Below are 17569 nucleotides of genomic sequence, written 5' to 3'. Positions count from 1 at the left end.
TGGGCTAGGGGGCATTGCGCTTACTGAACCCTATCAAACTCCGAATGCCATATACTTGTATACCGGCAGTCAGACTGCGAGTGATAAGATCCGTAGTCAAAAGGGAAAAAGCCCAGACCGTCAGCTAAGGTCCCTAAGTGTAAGTTAAGTGGAAAAGGATGTGGGATTTCTAAGACAACTAGGATGTTGGCTTAGAAGCAGCCACTCATTTAAAGAGTGCGTAATAGCTCACTAGTCGAGAGATCCTGCGCCGAAGATGTCCGGGGCTCAAACTTACCACCGAAGCTACGGGTTGACGCTTGCGCGTCAGCGGTAGAGGAGCATCCTGTACGGGCTGAAGTCATACCGAAAGGAGTGGTGGACTGTACAGGAGAGAGAATGCTGGAATAAGTAGCGAGAAAAGAGTGAGAATCTCTTTGGTCGAAAACCTAAGGTTTCCTGGGGAAGGCTCGTCCTCCCAGGGTTAGTCGGGACCTAAGCCGAGGCCGAGAGGCGTAGGCGATGGACAATCGGTTGATATTCCGATACCACTATGACGCGTTATTACCGATGGGGTGACGCAGGAGGATAGGATGTGCCCGCTATTGGATGTGGGTCTAAGCATCTAGGCAGAACAGATAGGCAAATCCGTCTGTTCAATGCTGAGGTGTGATGGGGAGCGAAATTTAGTAGCGAAGTATCTGATTCCACGCTGCCAAGAAAAGCCTCTAGGGAGTGAAGTAGTGCCCGTACCGCAAACCGACACAGGTAGGTGAGGAGAGAATCCTAAGACCAGCGGAAGAATTGCAGTTAAGGAACTCGGCAAATTGACCCCGTAACTTCGGGAGAAGGGGTGCCTACGCGAGTAGGCCGCAGAGAATAGGCCCAAGCAACTGTTTAGCAAAAACACAGGTCTCTGCTAAAGCGTAAGCTGATGTATAGGGGCTGACGCCTGCCCGGTGCTGGAAGGTTAAGGGGATTGCTTAGCGCAAGCGAAGGCATGAACTTAAGCCCCAGTAAACGGCGGCCGTAACTATAACGGTCCTAAGGTAGCGAAATTCCTTGTCGGGTAAGTTCCGACCCGCACGAATGGCGTAATGATTTGGGCACTGTCTCAACTGCAAATCCGGCGAAATTGTAGTGCAAGTGAAGATGCTTGCTACCCGCGATTGGACGGAAAGACCCCGTAGAGCTTTACTGTAGCTTAGCATTGAGTTTCGGTATTATCTGTACAGGATAGGTGGGAGACTTGGAAGCAAGGGCGTCAGCCTTTGTGGAGTCGACCTTGGGATACCACCCTGATGATACTGAGATTCTAACCGGACACCATGAAGCTGGTGACGGGACATTGTTAGGTGGGCAGTTTGACTGGGGCGGTCGCCTCCTAAAAAGTAACGGAGGCGCTCAAAGGTTCCCTCAGAACGGTTGGAAATCGTTCGTAGAGTGTAAAGGCAGAAGGGAGCCTGACTGCGACACCCACAAGTGGAGCAGGGACGAAAGTCGGACTTAGTGATCCGGTGGTACCTCGTGGGAGGGCCATCGCTCAACGGATAAAAGCTACCTCGGGGATAACAGGCTGATCTCCCCCAAGAGTCCACATCGACGGGGAGGTTTGGCACCTCGATGTCGGCTCGTCGCATCCTGGGGCTGAAGTAGGTCCCAAGGGTTGGGCTGTTCGCCCATTAAAGCGGCACGCGAGCTGGGTTCAGAACGTCGTGAGACAGTTCGGTCCCTATCCGTCGCGGGCGTAGGAAATTTGAGAGGAGCTGTCCTTAGTACGAGAGGACCGGGATGGACTGACCTCTGGTGTACCAGTTGTTCTGCCAGGAGCACCGCTGGGTAGCTATGTCGGGACGGGATAAACGCTGAAAGCATCTAAGCGTGAAGCCCACCTCAAGATAAGATTTCCCATGACGTAAGTCAGTAAGACCCCTTGAAGAACACAAGGTTGATAGGCTAGAGGTGTAAGCACAGTAATGTGTGCAGCTGACTAGTACTAATAGGTCGAGGACTTGACCTAAAACACATTCTTATGTGCAATTTTCAGAGAACAAACTTCTCTGATATCTGGTGATGATAGCGTGAGGGTTACACCCGTTCCCATTCCGAACACGATGGTTAAGACTCACAGCGCCGATGGTACTGCTTGGGAGACTGAGTGGAAGAGTAGGACGTTGCCAGGTCTGTAAAACATCAAGCAAAATGCCTGGTGTTTTTTATTTTTTGATTTTAAATAATATAAGTTTTTTCGCAACGAAGCTGGAAAAAACTCCTTAACTTGTTGATACTAACTTGCCACTAAAAACTATAAACTACCCTATAGGGTAGTTTTTTCATCAATGCCCACACTCTATAGGGTAATCTTTATTTAGCTGATATTACCTTGTTTGTTTTATATGTTAGTTAAGAATAGTTTGTATTGTGACTGGATTTAATACTCCTTCTCCTCCAAGAACTTTAACTTGACTAACTTTTTCTATTATTGACTTAACATAAGTTTTTTCACTAGATATATCACTGCTGCTTATAAGTATTATTGTAGCCTTTTCTTTACCTGCTAAAGCTGAACCACAGATTGCATCTGGGTAGTTATCTCCAGTTGTAAGATAGATGTTTGAGAAGTCAAATTCAGCAGCAAACTTATTTAATACAGCTAAGTTTGTAGCATATCTATCTGCACCTGCTATTCTTTCTGCTACGGATATTCCTTTAACAGCAGCTTCTGAAATTGCTCCGATGCCTCCAATTACATATACTTTGCTATTATTGTCTTTTATGAATTTTTCAATATCAGCAGTCATTTGATTGTTGGAAGTAAGAAGTATTGGACTTACGGTTGCTCCGGCATAAGAGGATATTGAAAGTGCATCAGCATAGCTAGCTCCAGAAACTAGGAACACCTGCTTATTATTTGCCATCTTATTAGCTATGGCCAAAGATGTAGCATATCTGTCGCTGCCACCGATTCTTTCTACACCTATTCCCATAGATTTAACAGTATTTTCTACTTCAGGATATATTGCGCCAGTACCGCCAATTATATAAACCTTCTTAGCATTAAGTCTTTTAAGTTCTGATATTACTCTTGCATCTAAAGACTTGGGTGAAGTAAGAAGTATCGGTGCATTCAATTGCTTAGCTAATGGTGCAGCCGCTAATGCATCTGCAAATTCATCACCTCTTGCTAATACTACATTCTCTGAAGTAGCCCATCCAGCCTTAGATACCATAACAGAAGTTTCGTATCTATCTGCTCCGCCCATTCGTACTACTGATGGTGCTTGTGGAACAGGTGTCTTTGCTAAATCTCTATCAGTTATAATATAATCACAGTTATGAGTTATATCAAACTGAACACAGCCTTCTGCATCTACTTTTAAGCCGCTGGCTATAGTCTGTAGATCCTTTGTAGCTGGATTATAGTAGTAAACGCTGAGGTCAACTTTGTTCTTGTTTTCAAGCCAGTTACAATCAAGCTTTACTTTTACCTTTGCTTTTCCGGGTAAATATCCGTTGTCAGCAAAGGAAATTACCATAACATCTTCATTATTGACCTTTTCTGCTATTTGGGATTTGTTAGCAGTAGTTGAGCTGGCAATTGGTGCAATATTCACTGATAAGTCGATTGTCTTGGTAGCATCGGTTATATCTCTTCCAGTGAAAGACCATTCAATACCGTCAAGTTTGAAAATAACAGTCTTGTCAGTATCTTTAAGAGCATTAAATATTTCTTTTGCAATAGATTTATTATCTGTAACATTAACAACAACCGTACCATTGTTTGAAACGCTAGCTATTGATGAAACAACCATTGCTACTTCAGTGCTGTTTATAGTTAAAGTTTCAGGTTCAATTGGTGTACTCGGAGTTGTTGGTGTCGGTGTTGGACGAGGAGTAAGTCCTTGTTTTACAAGATATTCTTTCGGATCCAGAACAGCGTAGTAAGCTTCTTTTGGAGAGTACATGCCATTGAACAATACCGGGCTGTAATTACTTCTCCAGCTCAAAGAATCAGCCATACCCCAAACAGTTACTCTTTGAATATGATCAGAATATTCTTTGTAAATTTCAAAGATACGAGCAAAGAATATAGCCTGTTCTATCTGTTGTTCCTTCGTAAGTGTTTTATATTCAGGTCCGCCATAACTACCATAGCCTACATCTAATTCAGATACGCTGATTTTTACTCCAGCCTGAATGAAGCGTTTGATTGAAGCCTCAACCTGATCAGGGGTTACATTCTTAGTGTAGTAGTGAGACTGCATGCCTACTGCTTCAATAAGCTTGCGGCTCTTGTCAGTATTTCTTGGGTCATTTATCCATTTTGCATTAATGTCTTCTACCATCTGAGCTATAGCTTCACGTTTCCAGTCATCAGTTTCATTATAGTCGTTATATTCAAGAATGGCATCTGGATCAGTCAAACGAGCGTAAACAAAGGCATCGTAAATATAGTCTGCTCCACTTTCACCCTTTGATGGATCAGAGCCGTTAGCAAATGCCATATACCATGGGGAACTCTTTCTTGCTGCTGTTCTCCAATCAGTGATTGGTAAGGAACCACCGTCAAGAGCTTCATTTACAACGTCCCAAGAAATAACTTGGCCCTTGAAGTGTCCGGCTACTTTTTCAATATACTCCTTCATGTTCTGACGGGCTTCCTCACGAGTAAGCGGTGAACCATCTGCATTCTTGTACAGCCAATCAGGGGACTGTGAGTGCCATACTAGTGTATGTCCGTGAACTTTAATGTTGTTCTTCTTAGCCCAAGCAATGACAGCATCAGCTCCAGTGAAGTTGTAAACGCCTTTTGCATTGCTGATAGAGCTAGGTTTCATTGAGTTTTCAGCTGTAAGAATGTTGTAGTATGCCTTATACATATCAGTAGTTTTAGCATTAAGCTGACTTTGATCCATAATATTACCAAAGAGGAAATAATTCTTATAGGTTTCAGCCAGTGATGGAATTGTAAGATCCCATGTTGGTATAGGTTGACGCTCTCCAACTTGGCTGATAACTATATTATCGATATACCAAACGTCTGGATGATTTTCAGGTGTATTAGTAACAAAGCGGAAGTCAATCATCGTTAAGTCATCAGTCATAACAGCTGTATTGACATCTACTATCTTCCATTGATCCAAAGCTATTGTTCCTGGTGAGCTTGGTAGTTTATTAGTGCTATGGGCATATCCATCGTTTAATACTATTCCGGGGCCAGTTAGAGTACTCTTGCCCTGGTTTAGTGCTGAAGGAACGTAGAAGGATAACTTAACATTGTATACATATCCGGCCGGTAAAGCTTCAGGAAGTTCCAAACGAATTGCGTTATCGGCTGCTACATAACTCTGACCTTCGATATGCATGCCTTTAAGCACGTAATTATCGTCCACACCTATGCCAGCTACATTAGTCCACTCAATTTGAGAGGAGGTTCTTCCAGTAAACCAGGATTCTCCAGCTGTTTTATCTTCAGGGGTGAACTTAATATTATATTTGATTGCTGGTGCAGTGGCCGGTTCTTCTTCAACAGTAATTGTTATGGGTTTTCTCACTGAGCCTTTAGAAACAGTTACAACATAGCCATTGTTGTAGTTAACTGTTGCAGTGGATCCATTACTGGATGGAATTAATGCATTAACCGCTGATTGAACCCATGCAGTCTTTGCATCTTGGCTTGTCTGACTTTCTTTAGGGATTATATAAGTACCTGCCATAATTGCTTCAACAGCAAGGTTTACTAAATTAACATCCGGGTCTATGCTTTTATCCTTCCAATGCACTAGAAGTTCATCTGGTGCTCCTTCAGTGCCTATTTTTTCTACTTTAATCCAGTTAATTGTGAAGGCATTACCGCCTCCACCACCACGTATAGCTATATTACCAATCAGACCATCTGCTGGTTGAGATCCATCAAACTTGACTTCAGTAACCAAGGTGTAACTGCCCATGTTCACCATACCGCTGTTGAAGTAGGCAGGTATCTGGGTAGCCACTTGGTTGGCTGAAACTTGATGATTATTAACAACAGCTCCATCAGCAGTGGTATATCCACCATTTGTATTATCTTTTACCAACGAATACGTATTGAAGTAGTACCTTTTGCAGTGTAGTTTACACTGATGCGGTATGTGGCGTCTTTCTCAGGAGTAAAGGCAACTTTACCGTCATCACCGGCTGTAGACCATGGCCAATGGGAGGCATCATTACCTAATATGATATTTGCTCCAGACCAAGAGTCTCCTTTTGAAGTATCATAAACATATACACCGTCAATAGGCTTATTCTCTTGCTCTTCTTCCAGCGTAATGTAATCATTTTCTGCAAGGAATTCTTCAGGATTTAGAACTGCTATCAAGGCCTTTTTTGCCTTTCCCTCATAGTCGAACAGCAAGGCAAATTCGCCGGCCTTCCATCCTGTTTGTGCGTCTCTCACACCACAGATTTTTACACTATCGATAACCTTTGGGTTGTCTGTAGTGTTTGCTGGACCTGCAGCATACTTTTTATAAATATTGAACAATTCGCCATACTTCATAGCCTGATTGTGCTCATTCTCAGGTATGAGGGTTCCTGTTGGTGGAGTTGCGATATCCATTTCAGTGATGTTAACCTTTATACCAGGGAGAGTAGCGAACAGCTTTATGTTGTTCTCAACATCTTGAACATTGGTGGAAAGGTTGTAGTGAGCTTGCATACCGATGACTTCAATAAGATTTTTACCATTTGGTCTTACACCTTCGTAACGCTCGTTGATGTCTTTTACCATCTCATAGACAACCCGGGCTTTAGTTGGTGAGTCAAGACCAAAATCGTTATAAATCAGCTTAACATCCCATCCATTTCTGTCAACTACTTCCGCTGCTTTTAGGAGGAGGTGTTATTTTGAAAGGCTTATTTTTCCTAATATAAAGTGGAGCATACTAATTATCTCATTGATTCATCATTATAATTTAGTATTTTAGTATTTTAGTATTTTAGTACAGCAGCTGTTGACATCCTTGGCAGTGTAAATTATAATAAATTGTAAAATATAATTAATGAAATTCGAGGATGAGGAAAGAGTAACCATTAATTCTTCTTACAGCGAGCGGGAACAGAGTGGAAGTCCCGTAAGAAGAAATTGGTGAAACGGGCCTCTAAGAAGCTGTCTGAGCATTGCAAGGTTAAGCCGTTAACTGCGTTAAAGTTTCGAGTGGATTGAGATCAATCAAATGAGTGGTACCGCGGAGTTACACCCGTCTCTTTACAAGGAGATGGGTGTTTTTATTTTTACAAAATTATATCCAGCCAGGAAGATGCTGCAAATCATTATAGGAGCTTATAGGAGGTATAAGACATGGAAAGACTGTTAAAGAAATTGAGCAGTATTTTAGAAGATAAGTTTGAGAAGCATGGATGTGACAAAGATATGGAATGGTAACAGTATCAAACCGTCCGGAGCTTTGTCAATTCCAATGCAACGGAGCCCTAGCTGCTGCTAAGCAGTATAAGAAGGCACCAATTCAAATAGCAACCAGATTGTAGAGGAATTAAAGGATGTTGAAGAATTTGAAAGGTAGAAGCAGTAAATCTGGATTATCAACATCACTTTGAAAGATAGCTTCATAGTAAAATATCTATCAGATATGAGTGAAGATAAGAAGCTTGGTTGTTCGGAAGCTGAAAATCCACTTACATAGGTAGTTGGACTATGGCGGTGCAAATGTTGCGAAGCCTCTTCATGTAGGTCACCTGCGTGCTGCAATTATCGGCGAAAGCATTAAGAGAATCTCAAGATTTGTAGGTCACAATGTAATTGGCGACGTACACCTTGGGGACTGGGCTTGCAGATTGGTATGGTAATATCAGAGGTTAAGAGACGTAATCCTGAGCTTCCATATTTTGATGATAACTTTACAGGGGAGTATCCTGCAGAAGCAACCTTTTACAATAGATGAGCTTGAAGAAATATATCCGGCTTCCAGCAAGCTTGCAAAAAGTGATGAAGCGGCTAGGAAGAGGCAAGAAAGGCACCTTCGAACTGCAGAATGAAAGACGGGCTATATTGCACTATGGAAGCATATACTAGCTGTTTCAGTTGCAGATCTAAAAAAGAACTACAGCAAGCTTAATGTAGAATTTGACCTGTGGAAGGGAGAAAGTGACAGCCAAAAGTATATCGGAGACATGGTGAAGAGTCTGAAGGAACAGGGATATACCTATGAGAGCGAAGGTGCTTTAGTCATCGATGTAGCTAAGGAAGATGACTCCTACACAGTTCCACCCTTTATACTTTTGAAGTCCGATGGAGCAACGCTTTACAGTACAACAGACCTGGCTACAATATTGGAAAGGGTAAAAGAATATGATCCTGACCAGATAATTTATGTTGTGGATAAGAGACAGGGCTTGCACTTTGAACAGGTATTCAGATGTGCCTACAAGACAAAGATTGCACCAGAGAAGCTTAAGTTAGATTTTATCGGCTTTGGAACTATGAACGGTAAAGACGGTAAGCCATTTAAAACAAGAGAAGGGGGAGTAATGAGACTCCAAGACCTTATAAAAATGATTAAGGATAATGTAAGAGAGAAGTTAAAGGACAGCGATTCCATGGATGAAGCTGAAAGAGAAGAAATTGCTAGAATTGTTGGTCTGGCAGCACTAAAGTACGGAGATCTTTCAAATCAGATAACTAAGGATTATGTGTTCGACCTTGATAAATTTGCTTCCTTTGAGGGTAATACCGGCCCCTATATACAGTATACAGTTGTAAGAATCAAATCTATACTAAATAAGTGTCAAGACCTAATCAATAAGGAAGAGTTAAAGCTTATTAATCCATGCAGTGGTGTGGAGAGAGACTTAATGCTAAAACTTGCATCCTTCAATGAGGTAGTAGAAAAATCCTTTATGGATAGGACACCAAATAAGATTTGTGAATATCTATATGATACTGCTAATTTATTGAATAGATTCTATCATGATAACAGAATAATATCAGAAGAAAACCTGGAGAAAAAGGTGTCATGGATAAAGCTTATCAGCATAACAAAGGCTGTATTAGAAACAGGACTTGATCTACTTGGTTTAGAAGTGCCTGAAAGAATGTAACCGTCTTGGATAAATTTCAAGCATAAGGATAATAATATTCCTGTTAAACTATATAAGTTTGGAGAGGATATTATGAACAAGTTTGATAGAGCCGTTAATAAGAAGGCCACTGAACTAATAACAAAGAATATGCTTGGGCAAGAAGTAACGGAAGAGGATATTAAAAAATACACCATCATAGCCAGAGCCTTGATCAGACAAGAGCTAAGAGGTCTTAAACCAAATGATAATGAAAGATCCCTTTATAACAAGACTTGGAAGGCAGCAAAAAAGTTTGGTGAATTTAAACAATAATATTAGTTAAAAGAAGAAGCGCAGTATTATACCAATCCGGTATAGTACTGCGCTAATATACTTACCAAGGAAACAACGAGATAGACCATCTGGCCTAAAAACATAGATTTTAGGCTGGTTTTCAGCATATTCTTAAAATCAGAATTTACGCCCATAAAGAAAACGATATATTCTAGAATATATCATTTAGCATTTTATATGACGCTTTATTTATTTCTAAATCTCTAAAACTGTGACTGATATGTTCTCTTAGGGCTTTGTCTAATTGTAAAGAATCCTTCTTTTCTATCATATCTATGATATTAAGATGCTCCTTTATACTTTCACTCTCTTCAAAATTAACATTGTAGAAGGTATCAAAGAGCTGAAGATATACATTAATTTGATTGACGATTTTCTGCATGAACTCGATGAGAAATTTATTTCCGCTTTTTCTTACGAGAGTCATGTGAAAGGCTTCATTGGTATCGATAAATTGAATCATGTCTTTATTAATAAAAGATGCCCGTTCATCCTCCACCATAAGTTTAAGCTTATTGATGTCATCAGCAGTAATTTTGGAAAGACTCAATTTTACCGCAGCACATTCTAATTCTATCCTAGCTTCGTAAGCTTGAACTATTTCGTCAATAGAGGGCTGAATTACAAAGGCGCCTCTATTGGCAATTATATTTATTAATCCCTCAAGGGAAAGTCTCTTTATTGCATTTCTGATGGGAGTCCTGCTTACTTTAAGCTTTTCGGAAATAGTACTTTCCACCAGCTGTGTCCCGGGAGCTAATTCACGGTGTAATATTGAATATTTTAGCTTATCATAAACAATTTGTTCCATGGACGGCTTTGGTTTCTCTTCCACGTGAGTATCCTCCTAGCATAGTTTAACGTGATAAAGTGGCACACTATAGTAATTATACAATAAATATGAATAAATTTAAAGAACTTTAAATTTTAAGGGCGAAATGCCTGTTTTTTTCTTAAAATAATTAGAAACATAAAGCTTATCCGGTGATACATACAAGGGGAAACTACCATGTTATAAATTAATAAAACCTTCTCCATAAGTAACACTGACATTATTTACAGTAATAAATGCATCTCTATCCAGTGACTGAATGTATCTTTTTAGCTTTATATACTGCTTTCTGCTGACAATGGTGCGGATTACCTCTCTCTCATTATTGGTGAAGGCACCCTTAGCAGAATATATGGTGGCACCCCTTTCCAACTCAGTTACAATGAAATCCTTGATAGGGTTACTTTCGCGGCTTATGATTACTATTTCCTTATTGCTCTGTAGGCTTTGAAGTATATAATCTATCAATAGACCGTTTAATAAAAGACCTAAAATTCCGTACATGCCTGCACTTATATCAAATACGAAAATAGAAGAAAGAACTATTAGGATATCAGCAGCCAGCACTGCCTTGCCTAAATCAATATCAAAGTATTTGTTTAAAATTTTTGCGATTATATCAGTACCTCCGGTAGAGGCATTTTGACTAAAGGTAATGGCTAGGCCAATGGAACACAGTAAAGAAGCAATAAGAACTTCTGCCAGAGTATCGTTGGTTAAGGTACCGGATAAGGGATGTATTTTCTCTAGGAGCCATACCATACCGGAAAGAGCGAAGCTTGAATAAATAGTTTTTGCACCAAAGTTAAAACCAATAAAAATAAAACCAACGATGAATAAAAGCAGGTTTAGAAAAAGCATTACAGTACCTACAGAAAGGGCAGGAAATATAGTATTTATAACAATGGATAAGCCGCTGACCCCTCCGGTAACTAGGTTCTGTGGAACTGCAATATAGTAAATGGAAAGGGCCACAAGCAGTAGTCCCAAGTTTATCAATAAAAACTCTTTTAGTTTAACCACGGCTATTCCTCCTCACACATGAAATTGTAAAACAAAATTGTAGTACAATTTTGTTTTACAATAATATTATATACCCCAATGAAGAAGTTGGCAATAGTTCTGAATAAAATATGTTTAAACCTTCTCATTCTGTTATCATTAATATCTATAGAGTTAATATGTGGATTTGACTGAGAAATGAGTAAATTTTATAATGTAAGATAGAGTAACCTAGAATTGAGGAGTTAGCATGAAGAAACTTATGAAAATGACCCCCTATGAATTAGGGGAGAGCGGTAGGAAAGAAGCAATTGAATATTTGATAATGTACCTTTCTAAGGGAAGGGCCAATGACAAAAGACTTGCAGCTTCAGCCATTGGTAAGCTAGCAGAAAGGCATAAGGAAAGCTGTAACAGAGCTGTACCTTTTTTAATTGAGAACTTAAGTGACAGTCATGGACAGGTTAGACAATACACCATAAAGGCACTGTGTAAGCTTACAGTACCACAGCGGTACTATTCATTAATAAAGAACCTTTCAGAAACTGATAAAGCAGAGTACTGCCGCAGAGCAGCAGCAGAGCTGCTGGAAAAAATGAAGCAGCATATGATTAAAAGTGAGGCAGTGCTGACATCTGTAAAAGCAGTTACTCAGTCTAGCTTTGAAACTTTCAAGGATAATTTTTCGGAAACAAAGTTTAGGGATAAAGAAAACAAATTCATAGAAATGCTTAACAGGCAGTGTGGAATAAAACTCACTGAGAAGCAGAAGGCAGCAGTACTGCATAAAGATGGACCGGCGCTGGTTCTGGCAGTTCCCGGTGCAGGTAAAACTACAGTGCTCTTAGCAAGAACTGCAAATCTGATTATAAATCACAGGGTCAATCCGGCATCGATTCTCTCTATAACCTTCAGCAGAGCTTCTGCCTTGGATATGAAGAACAGGTACTACAACTTTTTCAGAGAAATTACTTCCATCGGGGCTAACTTTTCCACCATTCACTCCTTCAGTTATGAATTGATACGTAAGTATTCCATCATGAACAATATAAGTTATAAGATAATTGAAGAAGGGGAAAATAAAGGATTAAAACGGGAAATTCTCAGGACTTTATTCAAGGAGCATAATGGGGAGAATATGGATGACGATGCGCTGGAAGATTTAAGTAATTCAATAGGCTATGTTAAAAACATGATGCTTAACCCTCATGAAATAGTGGAGTACAGCAATACCCTGGATATAAAATGCTTTGTACAGATCTTTAATGCTTATGAAAAGATTAAGAGAAGCAATAATTTTATCGACTATGATGATATGCTTACCTTGGCCTATGAAATCTTAAAAAAGGACGAGGAACTCCTAAGCAGATATAGAAATTTGTATAATTATATACAAATTGATGAGGGACAGGATACTTCAAAAATTCAGCATAAACTGATTGAAATTATAGCAAATCCCCAAAATAATGTTTTTGTGGTGGCGGATGACGATCAAAGCATTTACAGTTTTAGGGGAGCCTATCCTAAATTTTTGCTGGAGTTTGACAAAATGTATGGGAACACAAAAAAATACTTTATTGAGCAAAACTTCAGGTCTACACCACAGATAGTAGGCTTGGCTAACCGATTTATTAAAAGTAATACAGAGAGGTTTAACAAGGAACTTCATACCGAAAACCGGTCCGGTGATAGAGTAAAAACAGTAAAGCTGAAGGATGAAATTGAAGAAGTTGATTATATTTTAAGTCAGATTTCTTCAGCAGAAAATAAGGAAAGTGCAATTCTCTACAGAAACAACATGGCTGCAATAAAGCTGGCAGATGAGTTGAGCAGAAGAGGGGTTTCCTTCTATATAAGGGACTATAATAAATTCTTCTTTAAGCATTTTATCATACAGGATATCCGCAGTTTTATAATGTTTACTTTAGACTATAGTGACAGGGAGGTCTTTAGTAGAATTTATTATAGGATTAACAGCTATGTATCCAAGGATACTATTAATTATATTCTTACCAATTCTAGTTCAGTCATGGATATTTTTACTGCAGCAGAAACTTTAAAAGAAATCTCCAGCCATCAAAAGGGTGCCCTGGGAAGACTTAAGAAAATTTTTGATTTTCTTAAGCTAAAGTCACCAGTTGACTTCATAGATTATTTGGAGAAGGATTTAGCCTATTGCAGATATCTTAAGGAAAACTGTGTAAATATGGGCTACAGCTATGATAGTTTGAGAGTGATACTGTCAAACCTAAAAGCTTTAGCAGCACGGTGTAACAGCTTAGCAGCTTTTATGGTAAGACTGGAAAAACTGGAGAAGGTAATGGAGGAAGCAAAGTATAAGAAAGGAAAGAGTGATATTACTCTTTCTACTATTCACTCATCAAAAGGACTTGAATTTTATAATGTTTTTTTGATAGACTTAATAGATAACATCATGCCTACCCGGTCTAGCATAGAACGCTATGAAATGGGCAGCTTCGGAGAACTGGAGGAGGAGAGAAGGCTGATGTATGTGGCTCTAACCAGAGCTAAGAGAAATCTTCATATAATAACTCTTGAGAGTAAAAACGAGGAAGTGGTTAAACCTTCAAGATTTATTGGAGAGATTTTAAATTCAATGTAAAGGATGGGATTATTTGATAAAAGCAGTTTTATTTGATTTGGACGGAACACTTATAAATACAAATAGGTTAATATTAGAATCTTTTAAATATGCCTTTAAGACAGCCTTAAATATGGAAATGGAGGAGGAGAAAATCGTAAGATTCTTTGGAGAACCTCTGGTAAAGAGCATGAACAGCGTAGACCCTGAAAATGCTGAGAAACTTATGGATGCTTTTAGAAGCTTCAATGAAAGCCAACATGACATATTGGCCGAGCACTATGAAGGCACTGTGGAGGCTGTAAAAGCTCTAAAGGAAAGAGGCATAAAACTTGGAATAGTAACTTCTAAAAGAAAGCCGATGACAGAGAGAAGTTTAAAGCTCATCAAGATTTATGATGAAATGGATGTGATTATCACTCCTGAGGACACTGATAAGCACAAACCAGATGGTACACCGGCACTGTTAGCCTGTGAAAGGCTGGGGGTAGCACCAAAGGAAGCACTAATGGTAGGTGACAGCATTTATGATGTTCAATGTGGAAAGAATGCTGGCACCAGCACCTGTATTGTAACTTACTCATCCTTCTCTATGGAGGAATTGATGAGCTATAAACCGGATTATGTCATTGATAAACTAATGGAACTGGTGAATATAATAGAAAGTGAAAACATAGAAAAAGTAGTTTAAGGAGTGGTTTATGTGCCTTATATTAATTGCGTAACTTCACAAAGACTTACAAGAGATGAAAAAGAAAAACTGAAAGAAAAAATCGGAGAACTTATCGAAATATTTCCCGGGAAAACAGAAGAATGGCTGTATGTAGGCTTTAACGATGATCAAACCCTGTACTTTAGAGGTCTGGAAATGGATAAGGGAGCCATTATAGAGGTAAAGCTCTTTGGTGTTCAGCACAGCAAATATAAGGATAGATTTACTGCAAAGATATGTGAACTTTTATCAGAAGAACTTTCTATACCCGGTGACAGTACCTATGTCATCTTCCAGGAAGTATCCGATGGAAACTGGGGCTGGAACGGGGGATTGTTTTAGTCAATAGCAAGATATCAGAACAGAATATTAATCACGGAAGACAATGAATACGCGGAATTACGCTGAGGATACTTCCTATAATATTTAAACACGGAAAAAAACAGAGGACACAGAGAACACTGAAGGGAAATCCTTCTGTGTCCTTATTGTTCTCTGTGGATTCCGTGTTTAATTTTTGGTGGCGAATTTTATTTATTTAACAACCTATCTGCTTCTTCACCAATAATTCTGATTCCCTTTTCTATATCCTCTAAGGAGGTTCTGGAAAAACCGATTCTCAAGGTGTCCTCTCCGGAGCCGTCGGTGTGGAAAATGTCCCCGGGGGTAAAGATAACTCCACGTTTGCTGCAGTGATCGAGTAGGTGTCTGGAGTTTATGCCTTTCAGCTTAACAAAAAGGTACAAGCCACCGTCTCCGGTTACAAATTGGTTTGGTATATACTTCTCAGAATATTCTCTAGCCCTTTCATATCTTTCCCTATAAATATTACGGACACGTTTAATGTATTTTTCAAAGCCGGGACCCTTCATGTAGTGATATAGTATACCTTGGTCTAAAAATGAAGTATGAATATTTCTGCTGCGCTTTACGCTTTCAAGCACTTCGATGAGGGCAGTATCAGCAAAGATCCAACCGATCCGCATTCCAGGTGAAAGTACTTTTGAAAAGCTGCCGATATAAACCACGGAATTCCCTTTACCGCTGATGGCGGCTATAGGAGCCATATGACCTCCCAGGTGCTGAAGTTCTTCAGTAAAACCGTCTTCTATTATTGGTATCCCCTCTTTTGTCAATGCTTCATAAATAGCCTTTCTCTTTTCATAAGGCATTACTATGCCTGTGGGATTATGATAGGAAGGCACAAGATAGGCAGCCTTTATTGTCTTATCCATCATGGCTTCCCGGAGTGAATCCATATCAATGCCATTTTTATTTACCTTAACACCAAGAATATTGAGGCCATGAAGCTTCATCTGCTTTATAGCAGTGTTGTGGGTTGGATTTTCACACAAAATTGTATCACCTTTTTCCATTATGGAAGAGAGGATTATGTCAAAGGCCTCTGTAAATCCGTTGGTGATTAAAATAGACTTTCCCTCAGTGTCAACTCCTTTAGTGGTCATGTATTCCATAAGCTGTTCAATTAGCGGCTTATAACCTCTTGCGTAACCATAATTAAAGATTTTTCCCTCTTCAAGGGACACAAGATTCAAGAAGGATCTTTTGAGTTCATCTATATCAAAAAGAGTCTCATCGGGGGCAATAGACTTAAAGGATATCATGCCTTTTCTGTAAATCTGCTGCTGTTTCATAATATCAAGTTCTTCTGCAGTCATAGCATACCTGTTGATGTTATTTCTCCATTGAATATTACAGTAACCGGCGTGGTTTATTTCCTTATAACTGACAAAGGTACCCTTACTCTTAACTGTGAATATAAAACCCCTAGTCTCTAAAAGCTCGTAGGCAGATATAACAGAGCTTCTGCTTACCTTAATAAGCTCCGCCAATTCTCTTGTGGAAGGCAGCTTTGTGTTATGGGGAAGCATACCCTGATTTATCATTTCTTTAATGCGCAGATATATCTGCATATATATTGGTTCATGACTCTTGGGATCAATATTTAAGAACATGCGGCACCTCAGTTATATTATTTGCTTACAGAAAGCTCAATTATCTTATCCAATAGCTCAGGAAAACTTAAGCCGTAAGCTGCAGCACTCTTTGGAAGCAAGCTGTTTGCAGTCATTCCCGGCAGTGTATTTATTTCGAGAAGATATATTTCATCCTTTCTAATTATCATATCAATTCTGGCATAAGTCTTCAACTTAAAAACCTTCCAGCATATTTCTGCGGCTTTTGAAACTTGTTCATATAGATGCTTAGGCAACTCTATGACAACTTCCTCTGCGCCGCCATTGTCATACTTGGAACTGTAATTGAAAAATTCATCCTTAGGCTTTATAACAAGTACAGGCAGCAGTTTATCATCCAGCATGCTGCAGGTTATTTCCGTACCTTCTATATATTTCTCAATTATAACTTCATTATCATATATGAATCTCTAAGAAAAAGATGGCAAAAACTTTTATTAGATGAGTTAAAAATGAAAGCCAAAACCAATAAGGGAGGAAGTACAATGGCAAAGAAAAAACGGTTAAAGATAAACAAAGGGCCAAGTTAAAAGCAGCAAAGCGAAAAGAGAAAAAGCAAAATAAAGTTAACGATGGAATCTTGTATATATGTACAAACTGTGGAACTGAGGAACTTATTCCTGAAAATATTGTACAATATTTTGATATAGTTGATGATGGAGATATTAATGAGCCACCAACATTTAGCTGTGAGCCTTGCGGAGGAATAATGAGACCCGCAAAATACGAGGGTGTACACGGGATAACTTACGAGTTTTAAAAAAAGTTTTAGGAGTATGCTGACGCATATGCCCCTAAAGTGGAAACGTTTTATATAAATTATTCCCCAAAGGGGGCGTGGCGAAAGCCACTTTTTTTAGTAGCGGGTATCAGTTTTGGATTCATAAAGTATGGCTATAATAAACCGGCGAACGTTAAAACCAGAATTGGCCTTATGAAAAGTGGCCTACAAGGTTATAAAGTCCTTTCAAAATATTCTAATGTAAAAACAATATTAATTCTTTGGTTATTCTCGAAGCTTTATAATAACATTC

At 39.3% G+C, this 17569-nt stretch carries 14 protein-coding genes, 2 rRNA genes, 1 pseudogene and 1 other annotated feature (1 of these 18 only partly in view); of the genes and pseudogenes, 11 read left to right on the top strand and 6 right to left on the bottom strand.

Annotated features, from left to right (window positions below; translation table 11 throughout):
* Positions 1 to 1999, top strand: a 23S ribosomal RNA gene (locus tag FHY60_RS12185) (it extends 952 nt beyond the left edge of the window).
* Between the two features lie 46 nt (positions 2000 to 2045).
* Positions 2046 to 2162 (top strand): 5S ribosomal RNA (rrf, locus tag FHY60_RS12180).
* Positions 2163 to 2378: 216 nt separating this feature from the next.
* On the opposite strand, the gene FHY60_RS12175 is transcribed toward rrf, so the two are convergent.
* Both FHY60_RS12175 and FHY60_RS12170 read right to left on the bottom strand, forming a co-directional pair.
* Positions 2379 to 6056: an endo-1,4-beta-xylanase gene (locus FHY60_RS12175; RefSeq protein ID WP_139905308.1), complete on the bottom strand. Its 3678-nt coding sequence runs from the start codon at positions 6054 to 6056 to the stop codon at positions 2379 to 2381.
* Positions 6050 to 6814: pseudogene (locus FHY60_RS12170) on the bottom strand (endo-1,4-beta-xylanase); the annotation flags it as partial. The pseudogene FHY60_RS12170 and the gene FHY60_RS12175, both read right to left, overlap by 7 nt.
* 206 nt (positions 6815 to 7020) lie before the next feature.
* Positions 7021 to 7228 (top strand) — a binding site (T-box leader).
* Between the two features lie 167 nt (positions 7229 to 7395).
* On the opposite strand from FHY60_RS12170, the gene FHY60_RS18745 reads away from it, so the two are divergent.
* The 5 genes from FHY60_RS18745 (at position 7396) to FHY60_RS12160 (ending at position 9369) form a co-directional block, all read left to right on the top strand.
* Positions 7396 to 7506, top strand: coding sequence for a hypothetical protein (locus tag FHY60_RS18745; protein WP_423243567.1), 111 nt, complete (start codon positions 7396 to 7398; stop codon positions 7504 to 7506).
* A gap of 159 nt (positions 7507 to 7665) precedes the next feature.
* Positions 7666 to 7824, top strand: coding sequence for an arginine--tRNA ligase domain-containing protein (gene argS, locus FHY60_RS18740; protein WP_423243566.1), 159 nt, complete (start codon positions 7666 to 7668; stop codon positions 7822 to 7824).
* A 42-nt stretch (positions 7825 to 7866) separates the two neighbouring features.
* A complete protein-coding gene (locus FHY60_RS18735; RefSeq protein WP_423243565.1) occupies positions 7867 to 8013 on the top strand; it encodes a hypothetical protein in 147 nt (48 codons plus the stop codon).
* A 12-nt stretch (positions 8014 to 8025) separates the two neighbouring features.
* Positions 8026 to 9075 carry an arginine--tRNA ligase gene (gene argS / locus FHY60_RS18730; RefSeq protein WP_423243592.1) on the top strand — a complete coding sequence of 350 codons (1050 nt, stop codon included), beginning with the start codon at positions 8026 to 8028 and terminating at the stop codon, positions 9073 to 9075.
* 72 nt (positions 9076 to 9147) lie between these two features.
* Entirely contained in the window at positions 9148 to 9369 is a 222-nt protein-coding gene (locus tag FHY60_RS12160) for a hypothetical protein (protein ID WP_139905306.1), read from the top strand.
* 172 nt (positions 9370 to 9541) lie between these two features.
* Here the strand turns inward: FHY60_RS12160 and FHY60_RS12155 are convergent, their stop codons facing one another.
* Entirely contained in the window at positions 9542 to 10225 is a 684-nt protein-coding gene (locus FHY60_RS12155; protein ID WP_139905305.1) for a GntR family transcriptional regulator, read from the bottom strand.
* 177 nt (positions 10226 to 10402) lie between these two features.
* Positions 10403 to 11245 carry a YitT family protein gene (locus FHY60_RS12150; protein WP_139905304.1) on the bottom strand — a complete coding sequence of 281 codons (843 nt, stop codon included), beginning with the start codon at positions 11243 to 11245 and terminating at the stop codon, positions 10403 to 10405.
* A gap of 229 nt (positions 11246 to 11474) precedes the next feature.
* On the opposite strand from FHY60_RS12150, the gene FHY60_RS12145 reads away from it, so the two are divergent.
* Genes FHY60_RS12145 through FHY60_RS12135 form a run of 3 tightly spaced genes read left to right on the top strand, consistent with a single transcriptional unit; the run spans position 11475 to position 14880 of the window.
* A complete protein-coding gene (locus tag FHY60_RS12145; protein WP_139905303.1) occupies positions 11475 to 13847 on the top strand; it encodes a UvrD-helicase domain-containing protein in 2373 nt (790 codons plus the stop codon).
* Between the two features lie 13 nt (positions 13848 to 13860).
* Complete coding sequence (ppaX, locus tag FHY60_RS12140; protein ID WP_139905302.1) at positions 13861 to 14517, top strand: pyrophosphatase PpaX; 657 nt, start codon at positions 13861 to 13863, stop codon at positions 14515 to 14517.
* Between the two features lie 12 nt (positions 14518 to 14529).
* Positions 14530 to 14880 carry a phenylpyruvate tautomerase MIF-related protein gene (locus FHY60_RS12135; RefSeq protein ID WP_139905301.1) on the top strand — a complete coding sequence of 117 codons (351 nt, stop codon included), beginning with the start codon at positions 14530 to 14532 and terminating at the stop codon, positions 14878 to 14880.
* Positions 14881 to 15068: 188 nt separating this feature from the next.
* Here the strand turns inward: FHY60_RS12135 and FHY60_RS12130 are convergent, their stop codons facing one another.
* Both FHY60_RS12130 and FHY60_RS12125 read right to left on the bottom strand, forming a co-directional pair.
* On the bottom strand, positions 15069 to 16514 hold the full coding sequence (locus FHY60_RS12130; RefSeq protein WP_139905300.1) for an aminotransferase-like domain-containing protein: 1446 nt from the start codon (positions 16512 to 16514) through the stop codon (positions 15069 to 15071).
* Between the two features lie 17 nt (positions 16515 to 16531).
* Positions 16532 to 16939, bottom strand: coding sequence for an ATP-grasp domain-containing protein (locus tag FHY60_RS12125; protein ID WP_139905299.1), 408 nt, complete (start codon positions 16937 to 16939; stop codon positions 16532 to 16534).
* Positions 16940 to 17115: 176 nt separating this feature from the next.
* Here FHY60_RS12125 and FHY60_RS12120 point away from each other — a divergent pair, with 176 nt between their 5' ends.
* Positions 17116 to 17295, top strand: coding sequence for a hypothetical protein (locus FHY60_RS12120; RefSeq protein ID WP_243122145.1), 180 nt, complete (start codon positions 17116 to 17118; stop codon positions 17293 to 17295).
* Positions 17296 to 17569 lie beyond the last annotated feature (274 nt).

The sequence above is a fragment of the Clostridium thermarum genome, assembly GCF_006351925.1.
Classification (GTDB): Bacteria; Bacillota; Clostridia; order Clostridiales; family Clostridiaceae; genus Clostridium_AU; species Clostridium_AU thermarum.
The sequence above is the reverse complement of the archived record's forward strand: the minus strand, read 5'-3'. Positions and strand labels throughout refer to the sequence as shown.